This window comes from Paenibacillus sp. FSL W8-0919 (genome assembly GCF_038003785.1).
In the GTDB taxonomy this organism is placed as follows: domain Bacteria; phylum Bacillota; class Bacilli; order Paenibacillales; family Paenibacillaceae; genus Paenibacillus_AQ; species Paenibacillus_AQ lactis.
In genome coordinates, this window is sequence record NZ_JBBOPV010000001.1 from 4,942,554 (window position 1) to 4,960,505 (window position 17,952).

At 49.1% G+C, this 17,952-nt stretch carries 12 protein-coding genes; all 12 read right to left on the minus strand.

Annotated features, from left to right (window positions below):
- Positions 1–5 precede the first annotated feature (5 nt).
- Entirely contained in the window at positions 6–938 is a 933-nt protein-coding gene (opp4C, locus tag NST44_RS22330; protein ID WP_210094911.1) for an oligopeptide ABC transporter permease, read from the minus strand.
- Between the two features lie 18 nt (positions 939–956).
- A complete protein-coding gene (locus NST44_RS22335) occupies positions 957–1,910 on the minus strand; it encodes an ABC transporter permease (RefSeq protein WP_210094910.1) in 954 nt (317 codons plus the stop codon).
- Positions 1,911–2,008: 98 nt separating this feature from the next.
- Positions 2,009–3,763 (minus strand): ABC transporter substrate-binding protein, encoded by a 1,755-nt coding sequence (locus tag NST44_RS22340; protein WP_007131860.1) that lies wholly within the window; start codon positions 3,761–3,763, stop codon positions 2,009–2,011.
- Between the two features lie 404 nt (positions 3,764–4,167).
- Positions 4,168–5,088, minus strand: coding sequence for an NAD(P)/FAD-dependent oxidoreductase (locus NST44_RS22345; protein ID WP_210094909.1), 921 nt, complete (start codon positions 5,086–5,088; stop codon positions 4,168–4,170).
- 54 nt (positions 5,089–5,142) lie between these two features.
- On the minus strand, positions 5,143–5,622 hold the full coding sequence (locus NST44_RS22350; protein ID WP_210094908.1) for an RrF2 family transcriptional regulator: 480 nt from the start codon (positions 5,620–5,622) through the stop codon (positions 5,143–5,145).
- A 246-nt stretch (positions 5,623–5,868) separates the two neighbouring features.
- Positions 5,869–7,365, minus strand: a complete 1,497-nt coding sequence (locus tag NST44_RS22355; protein ID WP_210094907.1) for a UDP-N-acetylmuramoyl-L-alanyl-D-glutamate--2,6-diaminopimelate ligase — start codon at positions 7,363–7,365, stop codon at positions 5,869–5,871.
- A gap of 87 nt (positions 7,366–7,452) precedes the next feature.
- Positions 7,453–8,553 carry a GerAB/ArcD/ProY family transporter gene (locus NST44_RS22360; protein ID WP_245256010.1) on the minus strand — a complete coding sequence of 367 codons (1,101 nt, stop codon included), beginning with the start codon at positions 8,551–8,553 and terminating at the stop codon, positions 7,453–7,455.
- Positions 8,554–8,594: 41 nt separating this feature from the next.
- Positions 8,595–9,815, minus strand: coding sequence for a Ger(x)C family spore germination protein (locus tag NST44_RS22365; RefSeq protein ID WP_210094906.1), 1,221 nt, complete (start codon positions 9,813–9,815; stop codon positions 8,595–8,597).
- 23 nt (positions 9,816–9,838) lie between these two features.
- Positions 9,839–11,398 (minus strand): spore germination protein, encoded by a 1,560-nt coding sequence (locus tag NST44_RS22370; RefSeq protein WP_210094905.1) that lies wholly within the window; start codon positions 11,396–11,398, stop codon positions 9,839–9,841.
- Positions 11,399–11,595: 197 nt separating this feature from the next.
- Positions 11,596–13,881 carry a beta-glucosidase family protein gene (locus NST44_RS22375; protein ID WP_210094904.1) on the minus strand — a complete coding sequence of 762 codons (2,286 nt, stop codon included), beginning with the start codon at positions 13,879–13,881 and terminating at the stop codon, positions 11,596–11,598.
- Positions 13,882–14,032: 151 nt separating this feature from the next.
- Complete coding sequence (locus tag NST44_RS22380; protein ID WP_312889625.1) at positions 14,033–15,139, minus strand: PTS sugar transporter subunit IIC; 1,107 nt, start codon at positions 15,137–15,139, stop codon at positions 14,033–14,035.
- Between the two features lie 210 nt (positions 15,140–15,349).
- Positions 15,350–17,788, minus strand: coding sequence for a GH39 family glycosyl hydrolase (locus tag NST44_RS22385; protein WP_251535089.1), 2,439 nt, complete (start codon positions 17,786–17,788; stop codon positions 15,350–15,352).
- Positions 17,789–17,952: the final 164 nt, after the last annotated feature.

The window sequence follows — 17,952 nt, forward strand, 5'->3', positions numbered from 1 at the left end:
TCCGTTCACCTGCTTGTATTCTGTTTAGGGTCGAGAACGTCTCGGAGCCCGTCGCCGAAAATATTGATGGCAATGACCGTCAAAAAGATGGCCAGTCCGGGAGGGATCCACAGCCAGGGCCGCTTCTCGAAATCGATCACATTGTTGGCCGCATCGATCATATTTCCCCAGGTCGGCGTCGGCGGCATAACCCCAAGCCCAAAAAAGCTGAGCGCGGACTCCGACAATATCGCCCCTCCAATGCTCAATGTAGCGATTACGATCAGCAGCGGAAATACATTGGGCAGCAAATGGCGAAACAGCTTCCGCTTATCGCTGAGGCCGAGCACGTCGGCAGCCTGCATATATTCCCGTTCCCTTAATGTCAGCATCTGGCTTCGGACAAGGCGCGCCACGCCCGGCCATCCGATAATGCTCAGCATCAGCATCACGAGATACAGCCGATAATCGGTCGGAATCTTCCAATCCGACATTAGTGCCCCCATGATGAAGAGGATCGGAAGTCCGGGGATCGTGAACAACAGGTCGGCAACCCGCATAATGATCTGATCCACAACGCCGCGGTAGTAACCCGAAACGATACCGAGAACCGTTCCAATGGTCATCGACAGCGCCATGGATGCGAGACCTACCGTAAGCGAAATCCTGCCGGCTTGCAGCAGCCTTGTGAGCACGTCTCTGCCGAGCAGATCCGTTCCCAGCCAGTGCTTGGCGCTCGGAGGCTGGTGCATATTGGCGGGGTTGATCTTGCCGTCTGCATAGGGCGAGAATAACGGGCCGATAAAACAGATCAGAAACATAAACGCGATAAAAGCGAAGCCGGCGACCGCCAGCTTGTTTTTGCGCAATTGGCGGATCGATTGCCGCCATAACGAATCGGATACATCCAGGGCGCGGATGGCTTTTTCCGGACGTCCTGCCGTCGTTGGAATAGACATGTGCAGCTCCTCCTTTCGCTAAAGCCTGACCCGAGGGTCGGAAGTATGATAGAGGATATCGGAGATGAATGTACCGACGACCGTCAAGATGGCCAGAAACATCGTAAAACCCATCAAGAGCGGATAATCCCGGACCGTAAACGACTGCATGTACAGCTGACCGATTCCCGGCCAGTTAAAAATCTTCTCGATAATGATGGAGCCCCCGAACAATCCTGGCAGCTCAAAGCCGATTAAAGTAATTGCAGGCAGCATCGCATTTTTCAACGCGTGTCGATAAAGAACCGTTCTCTCCTTCAACCCTTTGGCCCGGGCGGTACGGACATAATCCTGCTTAATGACTTCCAACATGTTGCTGCGGAAGTACCGGGTCAACGAGCCTACGCCGAGCAGCACCATGACGGCAACCGGAAGCAGCATATGATGCAGAACCTGGGCGACATATTCCCAGCCTACGGCACGGCTGCCGGTCGTAATCATTCCTCCCGGCGGAAGGATTTTCAAATCGACGGCAAACACTTTGATCAGGAACAGCCCGATAAAGAACGAAGGAATGGACATAGCGGCGAATATGCCGACCATAACCAGCGTATCGAGCAGCGAATACTGTTTGTAGGCCGTCAGTACGCCGACGACAACGGCAAAGAACCAGGTAAAGAACGTTGAGACCACCGCTAGCAAAAAGGAATTCCATATGTAATCCTGAAACAGATCGAGGACCGGACGCTGCTGTGCCAGGGAATATCCGAAATCGCCTTTGAACATATTGGCCATCCAATTTACGTATCGCTCGAGAATCGGTTTGTTCAGCCCATGTATCTCCCTAAGCTCTGCCTTGCGCTCCTCGCTTAAGCTCAAATTGTTGTCGACGTAATCGCCGGGCGTTAAAGAATACAGGAAAAAGATCAACAAGGACGCGCCAATCAAAATTAAGAGCATATATAAACATCTTCGGAGCAAATAGGTTCTCATGTTCTCTCCTTCAATCAAGCATCTCCGGCCTGAAAAGCTCAGGCTGGAGATGTCTTTGTTATCAAGCGGTTCACAGCCACTTGCTGGCTGAAGCGTACTTATTTAAGCTCCCAGTCGGGCAAGCTGTGGGCGATCCCCGCCAGCGGGTTTAGCTCGAACCCGTCAATGCGGCCATTGATGGCAATCACCGATTTGGTATAGTTGGTAAACATGATCGGCAGCTCATCGTTAAGAATTTTGAACATTTCGTGGTAAATCTTTTTGCGCTCCTCTATGTCGTCTGTTGCTAAACCTTTCGCATAAAGCTCGTCGATTTGAGGATTGTTATAGCCTTTTGTCTCCCCTTTAATAAAGCTGCTAACGCCCTGGGAAGGATCACTGATAATCGTCGTAGAGAATGAGGCCATGTCAAAATCCCCGCCGTTCACCTTTGAAACGAGCGTATTGAAATCAGGGAACTGCTCAGGGATAAAATCGACGCCGATTTCCTTGTAGTTCTCCTTGGCAACGGCGATAAAAATATCCGTATTCGGGCTCTTCGATCCCAGATAGTTGATCTGCAGCTTCTTCCCGTCCTTCTCGCGGATGCCGTCCGCACCGACCTTCCAGCCGGCTTCATCTAACAATTGCTTTGCTTTTTCCGGATCGTACGGGTAGGGATTAATCCCTTCTTCTGTATAGGACCACAGGATTGGAGAGGATGGAATATTGGCAAGCGATCCTGCACCTTGCCTGGAATCGACATAGATCAGCTGGCGGTTCAGCCCGTAAGTCAAGGCTTGGCGGACGCGCTTGTCTTTCAGATGGTCCCTCTCCAAATTGAATTGATTGTATCCGTAATTGCTCGCTGTGCTTGGGATCAAATTCAAGAAGCCGAGGCCCTTTAGCTTCTCGATATTATCCGTCGTAGCGGAGAAGCTGCCGTAATCGACCTCTCCCGTTTCAATAAACTGCCAAGTGTCTCCTTCGGTCGTCTTATAGATGAAATACTCCGTCTTCGGCTTTCCGAAAATATAGTGTTCGTTCGCAACAAAACGCACTTCTTGGCCGGGAATGAACTTCTCCAGCTTGTATGGCCCGTTCGTGATCGGGTTGGCGTGCAGGTTTTTAATGTAATCCAGATTGCCGAACTTATAGTCCTTTCCATAGTAGGCTTTGGATAAGATCGGGCCGCCCAGCACCGTCAGTGCAGTCGCATTGGTCTCTTCCAGCGTCACGGATATTGTCTTCTCATCGATCACATGAATACCTTCGATGGAATCGGCCTTACCTTCCTTGTATGCTTTCCCGCCTTTGATGTTGGTTTCCACTACGCTGTTGAGGCCGTCGTAGGATGGATCGTGAAGCAAGGTCCACGTAAATTCGACGTCCTCTGTCGTCATTGGCGATCCATCACTGTACTTCAAACCCTCGCGAAGAAAGAACGTATAAGTCAGCTTATCTTCGGAAACCTCCCATTTCTCGGCGAGTCCCGGGACCGGCAAGCCGTTCGTATCGACCCTGACCAGCGGGGTATATAGCACGGAGTTCACATTGCCGTCATATCCCACCTGTGTAAAATATGGAGTAAACGCACCGCTCGGGTTCGTCAAGGTGACGATAATCGCATCATTTCGCTGCTTGGCTCGATCCGGTAGTTTGGACAAATCCTGTGCAGGCAATGGCTCTTGAAGTAAATGTTCTCCCGTTCCTTGATTCGCTTGCGATGACGATTCATTCGCGGAAGGGGTCGATGAGGGAGTAGACGCAGCCTCCGTCTGCGTGCTTTGCGGGCTGGAGGAGCATGCCGCCAGAACGACGGATAGCGCCAATAACCAAAGCACTATCAACCCTGAATACCGTTGTTTTCTCATATAAACCACCCTTTTCATGTTTATAAAGTCCCTTGGTATTGGTATCAAACCAATTTCAATCATCGTTTCAGGATAATTTTTCTATATACTGCTGCATCTTTTTTAACTCCATTATGTATTCTTCTTCACGCTCTTCTCGAAGTAAGCCCCCTCTCCTCTTATACGTGAAAAACAAAAAAACGCAGGAATTAGCTGAAATGCTGCAGCTCTCCTACGTCTCCAATGGTATGGTCGACTTTATGTTTTTCAACTGTGTAATTTAATAATTCCAATTGGAATTATCGGACTTTTTCGTAGCTTATCATTACCTGTTAAGGATTGTCAATAGGATGTTTTGTAGCACGATTCTCACCCGTCGGTTCTGTTGTTCATTATAGCAATGGAACATACCGATTAGTATGGCATCAGCCATTCCTTCTCCAAGCCTCCAAATTCATCTCGTTGTTCATAGCCGCTGCAACAAAGGCTCCCATGGAGGCTGCAGCAACCGCTTGGTGAAGCCGGGATGCCGCATCCCCTGCGCTATAAACGCCCGGGACACTTGTCTTCCCAAAGTCATCCACGACAACGGCCCCCATCTCTGTCATGCTGCATCCCATGGCTTGCGGAAGATCCGAGCCCGTGACAAGCGTCGGTTTGAAGAATATTCCCCTGCATGGAATGGACGTCCCATCTTCGAGAACGACTTGCCGCACGATTCCCTCGCTTGAGTCAATGAACCGAATCGGTGAGTCGAACACAGGTACTTGATGCTGCTGCATCTCTTCGCGTTGGTCATCGGTCAGCTCATCGGGGCCATTCGTGCAGATGGTAAACTGCTTGGTCCATCCGGATATTAACGGAGCCAAGTGCATGGCATCTGCTCCTTTGGCAATGATGACTAGCGGCTGGTCTCTTAACTCCCATCCGTCGCAGTATGGGCATACAAACGCGCTTTTCCCATAAGCCTCTGCCAGTCCCGGAATATCGAGCGGCTGATCCTTCATTCCAACGGCAAACAGCACTTTTTTGCTGGTAATGGTGTTCCCTTGGGCAGTTGTAATTTGAAAATGACCATCCGAGCCCGTAATCGCAACGGCCGCATCCCCCACGAAAGTTACGGAAGGATAGCTGCTGATCTCTTCCTTGGCAATTCGCCGGAATTCGCCAGGGCTGATGCCATCGCGTGTAAGAAATCCGTGGGTCGCACGGGTCACGGCGTTGCGGGGACGACCTTCATCGATCACCACTACATTTTTCCTTGCCCGTCCCAGTACGAGCGCAGCATTCAATCCTGCCGGGCCGCCGCCAATAATCGCTACATCAAGAAACTGTTTTGTTGTCATTTTTAATTACCTCCATAGATCTGTAATGTCCATAATTAAGCCGCAAGAAGTGGTTCACTTCTTGTGCGATTCATGGCTGCGGTGCTTGAGAGCCTCATCCAGTACCGTTTGAATCGTATGCTCCCGTAAGTATTGGTGCAGATGCTCCTCAGCGCCTTCCATCACCTTCTCCACCAGACATCCGTTTCTCGCTGGTTGTTCCTGCTGTGCAGCTCCCTCTTGAGCTAACAACTGATGCTGCCGCGAATTCATATTCGAGCATTCAAACAACTGCTGTCGTCCTTCGATTACTTGGATCACATCAAGAAATGTAATCTGATCGGCGGGTCTGGCAAGCTCGTAGCCGCCGTTCACCCCAGGGACGGCACGGACGATTCCATCCTGTCTTAGCTTGGACATAATCTTGGACAAGTAGCTTTCGGAAACCCCAAGCGTTGCGGATAATTCCTTGATTCCGACGTTGGTGTCGCGCTCCGGAAGACCCAAATGAATTAATGCGTGCAGGGCGTAGTCCGTACTTTTGGAGAACTGCATTTTGTCTACCCTCCCTTCCTCTTATTATCACAATTATGGACCTGTGAAGTCTATGATAAATGATTCTACATCAATTTGCAACAAACAAATGATGCGGGGCGCCTAGCTTTGCTTCTCTATTAGCCATTGAATTAAAGGGGCCGCCTTTGAAATGATGGAATCCGGGTCATGGGTCATTATAAGCTGTGGATAAGAATCAAAAAGCCCCTATCAGCGCTTTGGATAGGGACCTTGATATGTTATATGCTAATGATTCCGGTTACGAATCGCAGCCTTGGCCTCTTCCCGATCATCGAAATGGATCGTTTGGTCGTTCAGGATTTGATACGTTTCATGGCCTTTCCCCGCGATGATGACGATATCTCCGGAGCGTGCCATATTCACTGCCCGAATGATCGCTTGCCGCCGATCGGCAATCATTTCATAGGATTCGGACGACATCCCGTACTCCAGCACGCCAAGCTCAATATCTTTAAGGATTCCGTGCGGGTCTTCCGTACGAGGATTATCGGAAGTGATGATTACATGATCACTGTGCTTCGCCGCCAATATCCCCATCGCGGGACGTTTGGTTCGATCCCTGTCCCCGCCGCATCCGAACACGGTGATGATCCTCTGATCCGCAAATTCACGTAAGGTGGACAGTGCATTGTCCAAGCTATCCGGAGTATGAGCGTAGTCAACAAGCACAAGATAATCCTGCTGTTCATCGATGACTTCCATTCGGCCGGAAACGTTGCTCAAACCGTGCAGCCCTAGTTGAATGACATCAAATGGAACTTGTTCTGCAAGAGCTGCAGCTATAGCAGCAAGCGCATTATACACATTAAACATGCCAACCTGTCTCAGCTCGATCTCGGCAACTCCCGCAAACGATTCAACTGTAAATTTCGTTCCTTTCGGGGTCAACTTCATATCTTTAGCCATGACATTTGCAGGGTTTTTAATCCCGTATGTAATAATCTGTGCGGCGGTTATCCCACTAAGATATCGGGAAGCCTCGTCATCCGCGTTTAAAATGGCATATTTTCGTTTGGCGGGATCCGGAGCGAACGAATTGCCTAAACCGGAAAACAACATGCCTTTTGCCGCAAGGTAATCTTCCTTTGTTTTGTGATAATCCAGATGGTCATGCGTTAAATTAGTAAACACAGCGGTTCTAAAATCGCAACCGAGCACTCTTCCCATATGCAGACCTTGGGAACTCACTTCCATGACGCAATAATCGGTTGATTGCTCCTTCATCTTTCGTAAATTCGATTGCAGAATGGGAGGGTCCTGCGTGTTGATGTCGGTTTTAAACATCTTCGAACCGATCTTCGTGCCGATATTTCCCATTAACCCTGTACGGAAACCGGCTTGTGCAAGAATCGACTCTATCATATAGCTTGTGGTTGTCTTTCCTTTAGTTCCCGTTACCCCGATCAGCTTAAGATTATAGCTTGGATACCCGTAAAAATGAGTCGACAGCAGGGCTAACGCATATCTGGCATTCGGCACCTTAATTGTCGGTACAGACGATTCAACATCACGTTCGACAACGATTGCAGCTGCGCCCTTTTTTACCGCATCTTCTACATACTGATGTCGGTCTTCCTGTAATCCCGGAATCCCCGGTATACAAACAAACAGCTCCCCAGGCTGCAAATCTTTCGAATTCATGCTGATCCCCGTGATGTCAACGTCAGCATTCCCTTGGATTTGAGCAATGGCCAAATGTTCAATCAGCTCGGTTAATTTCAAGAAGGTCCCTCCTACCGCCATAAGATGTCGTTCGACTCCATTATAATATTCCCGGCACTGAAATAACATCTTTTTCCATGGTCTCATTCATTGACGCTGCTTCGTCCACATGCTTCGAATCCATATCACAAGCACAAGAATCAGCGGCAAGGCAATTTGAAAGATCGGAGTTACGTAGGTAACGACAACCTTAATGCCGAGCCAAATATGGTGAGGATAATTGGGGGATATAAACGCTAACGCAAATATGACTACAGCAACGACGACCGTCCACATTTTATAAGATAGCCCTGTAATTTTATGAAGCCCCATGGCGGCTCCCATGAAAAATGCAGCCATTTTTGTACCCAAACCGAGAACTAACACGATCACAAATAGAACATCGAACCGTTCAAAGGCTTCAGCAATATCTATAAGCTGAACCACCTGCAGAAGCGGCAGCGTGCTGTTTGCTGCTTGAGTCGGGCCTAATACGAGGATATTGATTTGATTAATCATAATTAAGCAAATCGCCGTAATTACGTAAGTAATGATCACGCTCCGACTCAATTTTTCTTTTTTCTTGACTAGAGGAAAAAAGAGCAAAAACAATAACGTTTGCCCGAACGGAAAGGATACGATTTCCGGGACGGCGGCCGTCCAGGCAGGACGGAATCCCTCTTCCAGAATAGGCAGCATCAGCTCAAATTGAATCAGCCCCGAAGAAACAAGCAGCGTATAAATCGTGAAGTAGCTCAAAATAATGATGGGCAAAAAACCCGCGCACATCCAAATCACCACTTTGGGGCCATATCTTACGGTATTAGCCACCACGATAATTGCCGTCAACATGATAAACATTAGCGGCGTTCGGTCTAGTAACGTTAATAGCGTGAGTTCGCCCAGATCCCTTAAATTACGGGAGGCTTCATATGCAAAATAACCGGCAAAGCTTAGGTTAACCGCAGAGCCGATGATTTTGCCAAAATACTTTCTGCACAAGCCATATAAATCAAGCCCAGGATTGGACCGGTAGATTAACAGATACATGGCCAGCAGGAGCAATCCGATCAAAGCGGCAATGCCCATGGCGATCCATGCATCCCGTTTCGCTTCAGCCCCCAAGAAGAACAACGTCGTGCTTCCGACTTCAAATACCGCTAGAAAACATACCAAATCGGTAACTCGTATGGATTGTTTCATCTCCATGGTTCCCTTCTTGTTTCAGCATCCATTTAAATATGAAGCGGCTAGCCTCCATCCGGTTTGAACGTCTTTTGAGACATGCCTGTCTGACCAATGGTAACGTTAACTTGCAGAACAAGCCTGGTGGACTGCATTCCTTCCTTCTCCCATTGATCCTTGATTTTACTCCATTCCTTCGGATATTTGCGATGGATTTGATCTGCAAAATGAGGCAGGTCGGCTTGAAGCCTTTTGGAGGCTTCCCACCCCTTGCTCATGTAATCCTTAATCACCTCCTCAATCTCTTTTTCCGCAGCGCGCAGATTGGATAAATTCGCCAGATTTTCAGGACAGTTGGACTCGCTGATCCTGCCTTTTGCTTTAACGGAGACCAACATTGTAAACCCATCCGCTTCTTTACGGACTCGGGTTTTGGTTTTCGCGGAAAACGTTTGAAAGGAGAATTTCTCAGTTCCTTTATTGGAGCCTGGGCAGGTTATGGATAATGCACTGATTCGGATTTTGTCCGTTAACCAAGATATTCCGATGCTCTCATTGCGCGTTAACGTCCCGACGCTCCGGTCTTTTCGAAAGACGGCCAATTCTGTAATTCTGACCTTGGCGGGAGTAGAGGTTTTATGCAGCTGATCCATCGATTCGATCCTTGACTGCGACTCCCCAACCACTTCAACCTGAGGAACACCGGCTACACCGGATTGAGAATCCAGACTCCGTGTCAGCTCATACATCTTAATCGATGGGAAATTACTGTTGAAATGATCCGTTTGCCTTGAGATATGAGCCATTGCAGTGCCTGGAAGACGTTCCGGTGGAATAAGCTGCTTAAGCATTTCACTTGCCTGCCCTTCCGTTATCATCACGCTGACATTCTCTCGTAAGTAGGTATTTCTCCAGTAAAAATCTATAACATCTGTAATGCTCTTCCTTGCTGCCTCTTTGCCGAGAACGAGAACATCTGCATGAGGAAAATACAATCGTCTGGGAGATTCTGTGTAACTTACATCAATCGCTTCCCGAAGCGTTGGGCCTTCGGAGGAAAATACATGGACGGGTGACTCTCCTCCGCCCGCTTTACTAGCTCCGCCGGTTCCGGCTGAAATCGCCGAGGGGTTGATGAACTGGTAGGTTACGATCCAGCCTTCTTCGCTTCGGTCTATGCAAAGAGCGGAAATCAAGCCGATTTCATTTAATTCCGTTCGATTCCAACATCCTGTCAGCAATAACGCCAGAACGAGCGGGATCGAGCATAAACCGAATCTACGCATAATGCACCTCACTTTCGTACGGTTCACTTCTTCCCCTGTTGCGGTCGGTTCATTCCCTGCCTGACCATATTTCGTCGATTCATATCTTGGGGTCTTGTCTTAAGGAATGGCCATGGCAAACGAACAAACAGGTCTCTCAAATCGGCGAAGCGCAGAGGGGTAACCGGCGAAAGATAAGGAACGCCAAATGAAGTCAAGGAAACCAGGTGAGCATAGATAGGGATGATCCCTGCCAAAATCCCGTATAAACCGAAGGTGCCTGCCAGCAGCATCAACACAAAACGAATGATTCGGATGGCAGCTGCCATGCTAAATGCCGGTATAGCAAAGTTGGCAATCGCTGTAAAAGAAACCACGATGACCATCGCCCCCGATACGAGTCCCGCCTGTACAGCGGCCTGGCCCAAAACAAGTGCTCCTACGATAGAAATAGCCGGTCCGATCACCCTGGGCATCCGCACGCCCGCTTCACGAATAATTTCAAACGTAATCTCCATCATGAACGCTTCCATGAGTGCGGGCAGCGGCGTTCCTTCCCTTTGCGCTGCCAGGCTGATCAATAATGTTGTCGGAATCATCTCCTGATGAAAAGTTGAAATCGCAATATACAGTGACGGTAACAGCAAGGATATGACAAAGGAGAAAAAACGGATTCCGCGTAAAAAAGTGGAGAGATCATACCGTTGATAATAATCCTCGCTGGAATGGAGGAACCTAAAAAAGGTGACTGGAGCCAGCAACACAAAGGGCGTGCCATCCACCAGAATAACCACTTGTCCTTCCAGCAGACCTCCGGCTACCGCATCGGGACGCTCCGTATTGATCAGTGTTGGGAACGGGGAGAGCGTATTATCTTGTATAAACTCCTCAATATACCCGCTTTCCAGAACGCTATCGGTTTCTATGCTTTGCAATCGAGCCCTGATCTCTGATACCACGCTTTCATCAGCAATTCCCTCGATATACGCCATGATGACTTTGGTATTGGTATAACTGCCGATTACCATCGATTGAACCCGTAAGCTCGGCGTTCGAAGCCTTCTCCGGATGAGGGACAGGTTCGTCGAAATATCCTCTGTAAATCCGTCTTTAGGTCCCCGAATGACGGTTTGTGAACTCGGCTCTTCGATCGAGCGCTTCTCCAGGCTTTCGATCGAAGCAGAGAAGGCTTCTTTCATACCATCTGCTAATATGACAGCCTTCCCATCCAAAACAGCCGAAATGATGGATTGGGTTGTATGTAATTTGCTAATTGGGCCTGCTGGCAATATTTTATTCAGTAAGGATTCGATACCTGGCATTTGATCAGCTTCTAGCGTTACGGTTAACCAAGATTCCAGAATCCGATTAAGCAGATTCGTATCAACCAGCCCTTCAATATAGCAAATAGCAATCTCCGGAAGATCCTCTCGCCCTGATATTTTTCTAACCATAAAGTCCGTACTGTTCCCCATGATATGAGTTAAGGTTTGAATGGACTCTTGAAGAGTCATGCGGATCTCAATTGGTGCGTCGGTTCTAGTCTGTGTCGAATTCTTCGGACGGCTTCGTTTTAGCGCTTTTTTTAGTAACCGGCCCAGCATGACAGTCCCTCCCTTAACTTTATCCAGTATTATGGGAACTTGCCGGCTAAATTATTCTTCATCCAAGTCCTTCATCTTGGCGAGAATCAGTAATGATGGCCGGTTGCCTCCATGATAAAAAGAAGGATGTCATGTGATGACATCCTCTTAAACGAATTGCCTATATAGTTTTTGACAGCATGAGGAAGTTATAAGAGTTACGCTTGCTGCTTCTGGAGCCGTTTCTCGTTAACACGTCCGATAAGCTCGCTGACGATCTCATCCGGAGACCGCTCCATCATCCAGCTTTGCCCGAACATCTGGAAGATTTTAATGACCGGGAAGTCCTCCCAAAATCCCAGGAACTCATCTTGGAGAGATACTTTGTCCTTCACGTGCTTGTTCATTTCATTGATGCACTCTTCCAATACGTCCTTTGCGATCGGGTCGCTCACCCATTCATTGAGCAGGCTGAATTTATGGAACGTGATTTCTTCCTTGCCGAAGTCGCAGAACAGTCGGTTCGTCACTCGGATATCACGGGACGAGCTGCCTGCGCGGAGTTGGAAATATCCGCTTTCTGCTACCCAGCGATTGTATTTCGTGTTGTAATAGGCAAAATCTCTTTCTTCAAGCTCAAAGACGATCTTCCGCTTCTCGCCCGGCGCGAGCTCGATTTTTGCAAAAGCTTTAAGCTCCTTTTCGGGACGCACCCATTTGCATTCCTCATCGTGCACATACAACTGAACGGTTTCCTTCCCGGTGCGCTTTCCGGTATTCTCTACTTGGAGGGAAACGGTAACTCCCTTCTCATGCTGTGCCGCTTCAAGATCCGTGTACTTAAATGTCGTGTACGACAAGCCATGTCCGAACGGAAATTGCGGAGCCATCTCCTTCCGGTCGTAGTAACGATAGCCGATAAACAGTCCTTCACGATAATACAGCTTGCCGTTTTCTCCCTGAATCCGCATATGCGATGGATTATCCGACAGCTTGACCGGGAAGGTCTCGGACAGCTTGCCGGAAGGGTTTGTGTGCCCGAACAGGATTTCGGCAATGGCTCTGCCCATCCCCTGCCCCGTCAACCAGGAATGGATGACCCCGGGCACATGCTGCACCCATGGATGCATCGCCAGCGCGTTCCCGCTGCTTGTTACCACAACGCAGTTCGGCTGAACGGCTGCAACGGCTTGAATGAGCTTCACTTGATGCTCAGGAAGGTTAATTCCCTTCAAATCATGCATCTCGGATTCCGCATATTCCGGCTGGCCGACGAACAATACGGCTAGATCGGATGTCGCCGCCAACGACGCGCTCTCCTTAATCAGGTCCTCGCGAATGGAGTCATCAGCGGGGTATCCCTCTGCATAGCTTAGCGTAACCGTCTCTCCCGCCAGCTCCTTGATTTCATCCCATGGAATATCGACCCGCGTTGGCGTGACTTCGGCGCTGCCTGCCCCTTGAATTCTTGGCTTCTTGGCAAAACGTCCGATGATTGCAATCGATGGCGTGGATTCAGGCTGAATAGGGAGAATGCCATTCTCGTTCTTAAGCAGCACGATGCTTTCGGCTGCTGCTTTTCTCGCAAGAGCGTGATAGTCTTGATCAGCACCGGAGGCATTTTCTTTCGGGGCTGTCACTCGCTCTACAAGCTTTAGAATACGGGCAACGCTCTGATTGAGCTTCTCTTCGGAGAGTTCTCCGCGCTCCACAGCCTCCACAATTGCCTTTGTATTGTAGTGAGCCGGCCCTGGCATTTCAAGATCAAGGCCAGCCTTTAGCCCGCGAATCCGGTCATTGACGGCAGTCCAGTCCGACAGCACGACACCTTCGTAGCCCCACTCTTCTCTCAATATATCATGGAGCAAATGCTCGTTCTCGCTTGTATAACTGCCATTGAGCAAATTATATGAGCACATGACGGTCCATGGATCCGATTTCTTAATGATCCGTTCGAAGGCGCTAAGATAAATTTCGCGGAGCGTCCGTTCGTCGACCTCCGATCTCGTGACCATTTTCTCGTTCTCCTGATTGTTGCAAGCGAAATGCTTGAGGGAAGCCCCCACGCCTTCGCTTTGGAGCCCGTTAATGAAGGCTGCGCCAAGCTCGCCTGTTAAGCAAGGGTCCTCCGAGTAATACTCGAAGTTTCTGCCGCCAAGCGGCGTCCGTTTCATGTTAATGCCCGGTCCGAGCAGCAGCTCCACGCCCATTTCCTTGGATTCCTGTCCAAGCGCTACCCCGACTTCATGCAGCAGCTCGGTGTTCCAGGAGGAGCCGATGGCCGAACCGGTAGGATAGCAGGTTGCCGGAACATTCTCGGACGTAATGCCCATTTCTTCATCGCTGTTCGTTTTCCGGATCCCGTTGGTTCCGTCATACATATGCACAGCTGGAATGTTCAATCGCTCGATGCCTTTGGTCATCCACATATTCAATCCCGCACAGAGGGATGCTTTTTCCGTGAGCGTCATTTCTTGAATTAATTCATGAATTGATCGGTTCATTTGGTATCCATCCTTTATATATGACTTGTTGAGCTTGCTTCCCGCTCTTTCTTGAGTTCTTGCGCATCATACAGCTTGAAGAACGGAAACCATACCGCGAATACAATCAATAAGACAACGGCCAGAAGAACAAGACCGCCGAGTCCGGACATCATGTAGGTAGACAGCCCGATCGGGTATACCACAATTGAAAGATTTGGCTTGGAATTCTCGCCAGCCCCATATCGAGCGCCAAATACACAATGATCGGCGTTATAAGACCATTAATCCACATCGGAACCATGAGCAGCGGGTTGAAAGCAACCGCTCCGTAGACGATCGGCTCGTTAATATTAAACAGGGAGGGGATAATCGTTGCTTTACCGACGGATTTCAGCTTTTGCGATCTGGCAAGCAGGAACCAGACGGCGAGCGGCAAAGTAGCTCCCATACCTCCGATGCCCAGCCATCCCGAGAAAAAGGTTTCAAAGGTATTGATATTGACCGGGTCCAGTCCTTTTGCCACTAAAGCGGCATTCTCCTCGATAGCCGGAATCCAAATGGTATACCATATCGGCATCAACACCCACGGGCTGACCCCGAAGGAGTACAGAACAACGCCGATAAAGTTAAACAATACGAACCCGATGAGACTTTGCCCCACAGCATTAAGAGGTTCAAATGCATTTACGATGAGCGCAAAAATATCAAAGTGCAGCTGGTAAACCAGAACCCATCCTGTAGTTAAAATGATCGCGATCGGAATGAGAAAATCGAACCATTCCTTAATGAACTCAGGAAGCGAGCTCTCTGTTTTAAAGAAGGAGAATTTACCGCAGACATTCATGATCACCGCTACGAATATCCCCACAAGCAGTGCTGTAATCATGCCCGTCGCGCCAAAGCGTTCAAGGATAAACTTGACGGTTCCATCCTCGTTCATGGTCGGGTTAAGCAGCATGATGAATAAAGATAAGCCTGTCATTCCTGCCAGCAGCTTGATTTTGTGGCGCTCCCTCTTTTCCATTACCATATAAGGCGTTAAGAAAGAAATGAATAAACCTAGCAGACCGAAGCTAAATGTCGTGATCGGTGATAGATCCGGCATCCCCGGGAAGAAATCCTTTAAAATCGAAATCAACGTAATGATTGAGCCGATAAATATCATCGGAATCGCGACCATAATGGCGTCTTGAATAGATGAAACCCAAACATTGTTCGTAAACGCCTCCAATCGAGGCGCAAACGATTCTGTCATCCATTTCATGAAACGCTTCATCTTGTTTTCCCTCCTGTCATTCTCGTGCGGCTGTATCATTAGTATAGGGCCTTCTTGGCAACGCTTTCTTGTTTTAAGTTGTCGTTAAGGGGGGCATTTTTTGCCTAGTTCGTCTCTTTCGTTCTAGCTTGCGTCTCACCCTCAAAAATAAACAGCAAAAAACACCCCTTTTAAAAAAGGGATGTTTGTTGATCCATGATTCGATTCATGCTAATACTGCCTGTCCAACGTTAGCAGCATGACGCCATGAGGCGGGAGTACAATTTCTTTCCGCCAGTTATCCTGCTGGAGAAGCTCTGTCCTTATGCCGGGCCCGCTTCGCTTGTGAAGATAGACAAGCTCTTCCTCCGTAAGGAACTCGGGAGCCCCCATGTGTATCCACTCGTCAAACACCGACCCATGCTGCCGGTCCAGCCGATAACTTGTACATTTGAACGTTCCGGTAAGCTTGCTCAGCGATAATTCGAATATGCGGCTTCCTTTTTCCTCGAAGACATCGTAACGGTTCGTGCTGGTCAATTCGGACCAGTCGCCGCTTGAAAACAGCGGATCCACGTGCACGTAGTGATAGAACAGGAACTGCATGCTGCCGTCCCGGGTTCGCGTTCCAACATAACCGTCCCCTTGTACCAGAAGCTCGTCACCCAGCTTTTGCAACAGCTCTAAGGCATAATAGCTCGGCTTTTTGAGGCCGTCCCGGTTGATCAAGCCAAAGCCTCCATAGAACGGTGAAGTCGGCACCGTGCTTTCTTCGAAGACGTCGGTAAAGGACCAGAAGGCCAAGGCTTTAACCACACCTAGCGTGTGCAGCGCATGATAAATAACAAACGGTGCCATAAACATCGTATCATGCAGCAAGTTGCGGTCGTACATGGAGAAATTCCATTCCGTAATATGAAGCTCCAAGTCGCCATAGGCGGAAGCTTTCATTTTCTCCCGTAAACGGTCAATGCTTTCCCTATAAAATGAAGCAGGCATAATCTTGGTCAGAAACTCTCTTTCATGCTTAAGCCGCGGGTATTCCGAATAAATGTGGAACGAAAAAAAGTCGAGAGGCACTTCATGCTCCCTGCAATAGTTCATAAACTCATCCGCCCAAGGATCATTCCAGAGCGAGCCATAGCCCATCGCTGGCCCCCCTGTTCTAAGCTGAGGCCAGACCGACTTGATCGCGCGAACCGTCGATGCATAAAAAGCAAAGTATTCCTCCTTGCTTCCGGCCCAGCACACCCCGGACAAATCCGGTTCATTCCATACCTCGAAATACCAGCTTTCCACTTCCTTCGCCCCATATCGATTCAGGCAATGGCGCACGAACGCCCGAACCAGCGCGTCCCACTTGGTTTGATCGGCAGGCGGTGAAATATTTCCTCTCCACCAAAATATCGTTTCCTTGGAACGGGCGAGCTGGCTCGGCATGAAGCTGAGCTCGACAAACGGCTTCACTCCCTGCTCCAGGAGAAAATCATACAGCTTGTCGACATATGACCAATTATATACAGGAGTTCCGTCTTCTTTCTCGCTGTACACCATCATCTCATCGTTAAATATGCCGTGGAAACGGATATACCGGAACGGAATATGCCCTTTCAGTTCACGCAGCTGCCGGCGCCAATCTTCCCGCAATCCTTCGATTGCCCTGCCTGCGGTCGTCGTTACATTCCAGTGCTGTTCATATCTTGCCGAAGGCCCATCGGCTTGGATCTCGATCAACTGCCGCTCCGCCGCAAGCGGAGGCGGTGGGTTTAGCGAATCGGGCTTCGTGTCTGCTCTAGCATCCAGATACCGATATAACGTACCCATGGCATTCCATGTATCCATCTCATAATAGTCGCCGCTTGAGGACTCGTCGTAAGTTAACGGCTTGCGGTCCGGCCGATGAGCTTCTTCGGCAAGCAAGGCATCGCGATAGGAGCTCGGGGTGCAGCCGTACTTTTCTTTGAAATATTTATTAAACAGCTTCACGTTGGCAAAGCCGCAATCGAGCGCGATTTCCGTTATGCTTTTCTCGCTTCCGGCAAGCTCGGCTTGCGCCTTCTCCAAGCGTACCAACGTCAAATACTTTTGGAAGGGGATGCCGATTTTATCCGTAAAGAAGTGCGAGAAATAATGCAGGCTTAAATGCTCCAGATCTGCCATGGTTTGCAGACTAATCTTCTCATTATAATGCTGGTCTACATACGTAAGGACCCTGTTCAGCCTCTTATAGTCGTACTCTCTGCTGCCCTCGTCGGCTGCGGGATTCGTTCCATCCGCAAAATACCGAAGCAGGCCGCCGCACAACGTTTGCAGGGTTCCCATCGCGTAGCTTTGATAACCCGGCGCCTTCTTGTTGATCTCCCATACCATCTGGGCGAGATTTTGCTTGATGCCCTGCAGCTGCCGGTGCTGCTCCGGATCGGCAGCAGAATTACAAGAAATAAATGCTTGATTATTCAACCATTCAGGACCGAACTGCAGCGTCAGCAGCACATTGTCTTGGCTTGTCCGCTCGATCTGATGCACCGACATGCTGTTCACGACAATGACATCATCTTCATGGAGCGTATATTGCTTCTGATCAAGGTACATGATGACGGAGCCTTGGAGAACATAGACGATTTCCACCTCCTTATGCCAGTGAAAATGAATATGCTTTACGCTGTTCACGAAGAGCTTGATAGGCAGATCTTCCTGATGCTCTATAAATTCATAAAGGTAGCGAATACGCTGCTCCTCCCTTCATATAGCCTATTATATGCACATTTTTTCGAGGATATCAAAGCCGCTAAGCCCTCGCAATGTCGAAAAGGACACCCTGGAACCGCCCGGGA

Excerpts from the sequence above, each read along its gene's own strand:
- opp4C (WP_210094911.1), bottom strand. The coding sequence starts at position 938 with ATGTCTATTCCAACGACGGCAGGACGTCCGGAAAAAGCCATCCGCGCC.
- NST44_RS22335 (WP_210094910.1), bottom strand. The coding sequence starts at position 1,910 with ATGAGAACCTATTTGCTCCGAAGATGTTTATATATGCTCTTAATTTTG.
- NST44_RS22340 (WP_007131860.1), bottom strand. The coding sequence starts at position 3,763 with ATGAGAAAACAACGGTATTCAGGGTTGATAGTGCTTTGGTTATTGGCG.
- NST44_RS22345 (WP_210094909.1), bottom strand. The coding sequence starts at position 5,088 with ATGACAACAAAACAGTTTCTTGATGTAGCGATTATTGGCGGCGGCCCG.
- NST44_RS22350 (WP_210094908.1), bottom strand. The coding sequence starts at position 5,622 with ATGCAGTTCTCCAAAAGTACGGACTACGCCCTGCACGCATTAATTCAT.
- NST44_RS22360 (WP_245256010.1), bottom strand. The coding sequence starts at position 8,553 with ATGGAGATGAAACAATCCATACGAGTTACCGATTTGGTATGTTTTCTA.
- NST44_RS22365 (WP_210094906.1), bottom strand. The coding sequence starts at position 9,815 with ATGCGTAGATTCGGTTTATGCTCGATCCCGCTCGTTCTGGCGTTATTG.
- NST44_RS22370 (WP_210094905.1), bottom strand. The coding sequence starts at position 11,398 with ATGCTGGGCCGGTTACTAAAAAAAGCGCTAAAACGAAGCCGTCCGAAG.
- NST44_RS22375 (WP_210094904.1), bottom strand. The coding sequence starts at position 13,881 with ATGAACCGATCAATTCATGAATTAATTCAAGAAATGACGCTCACGGAA.
- NST44_RS22380 (WP_312889625.1), bottom strand. The coding sequence starts at position 15,139 with ATGAAGCGTTTCATGAAATGGATGACAGAATCGTTTGCGCCTCGATTG.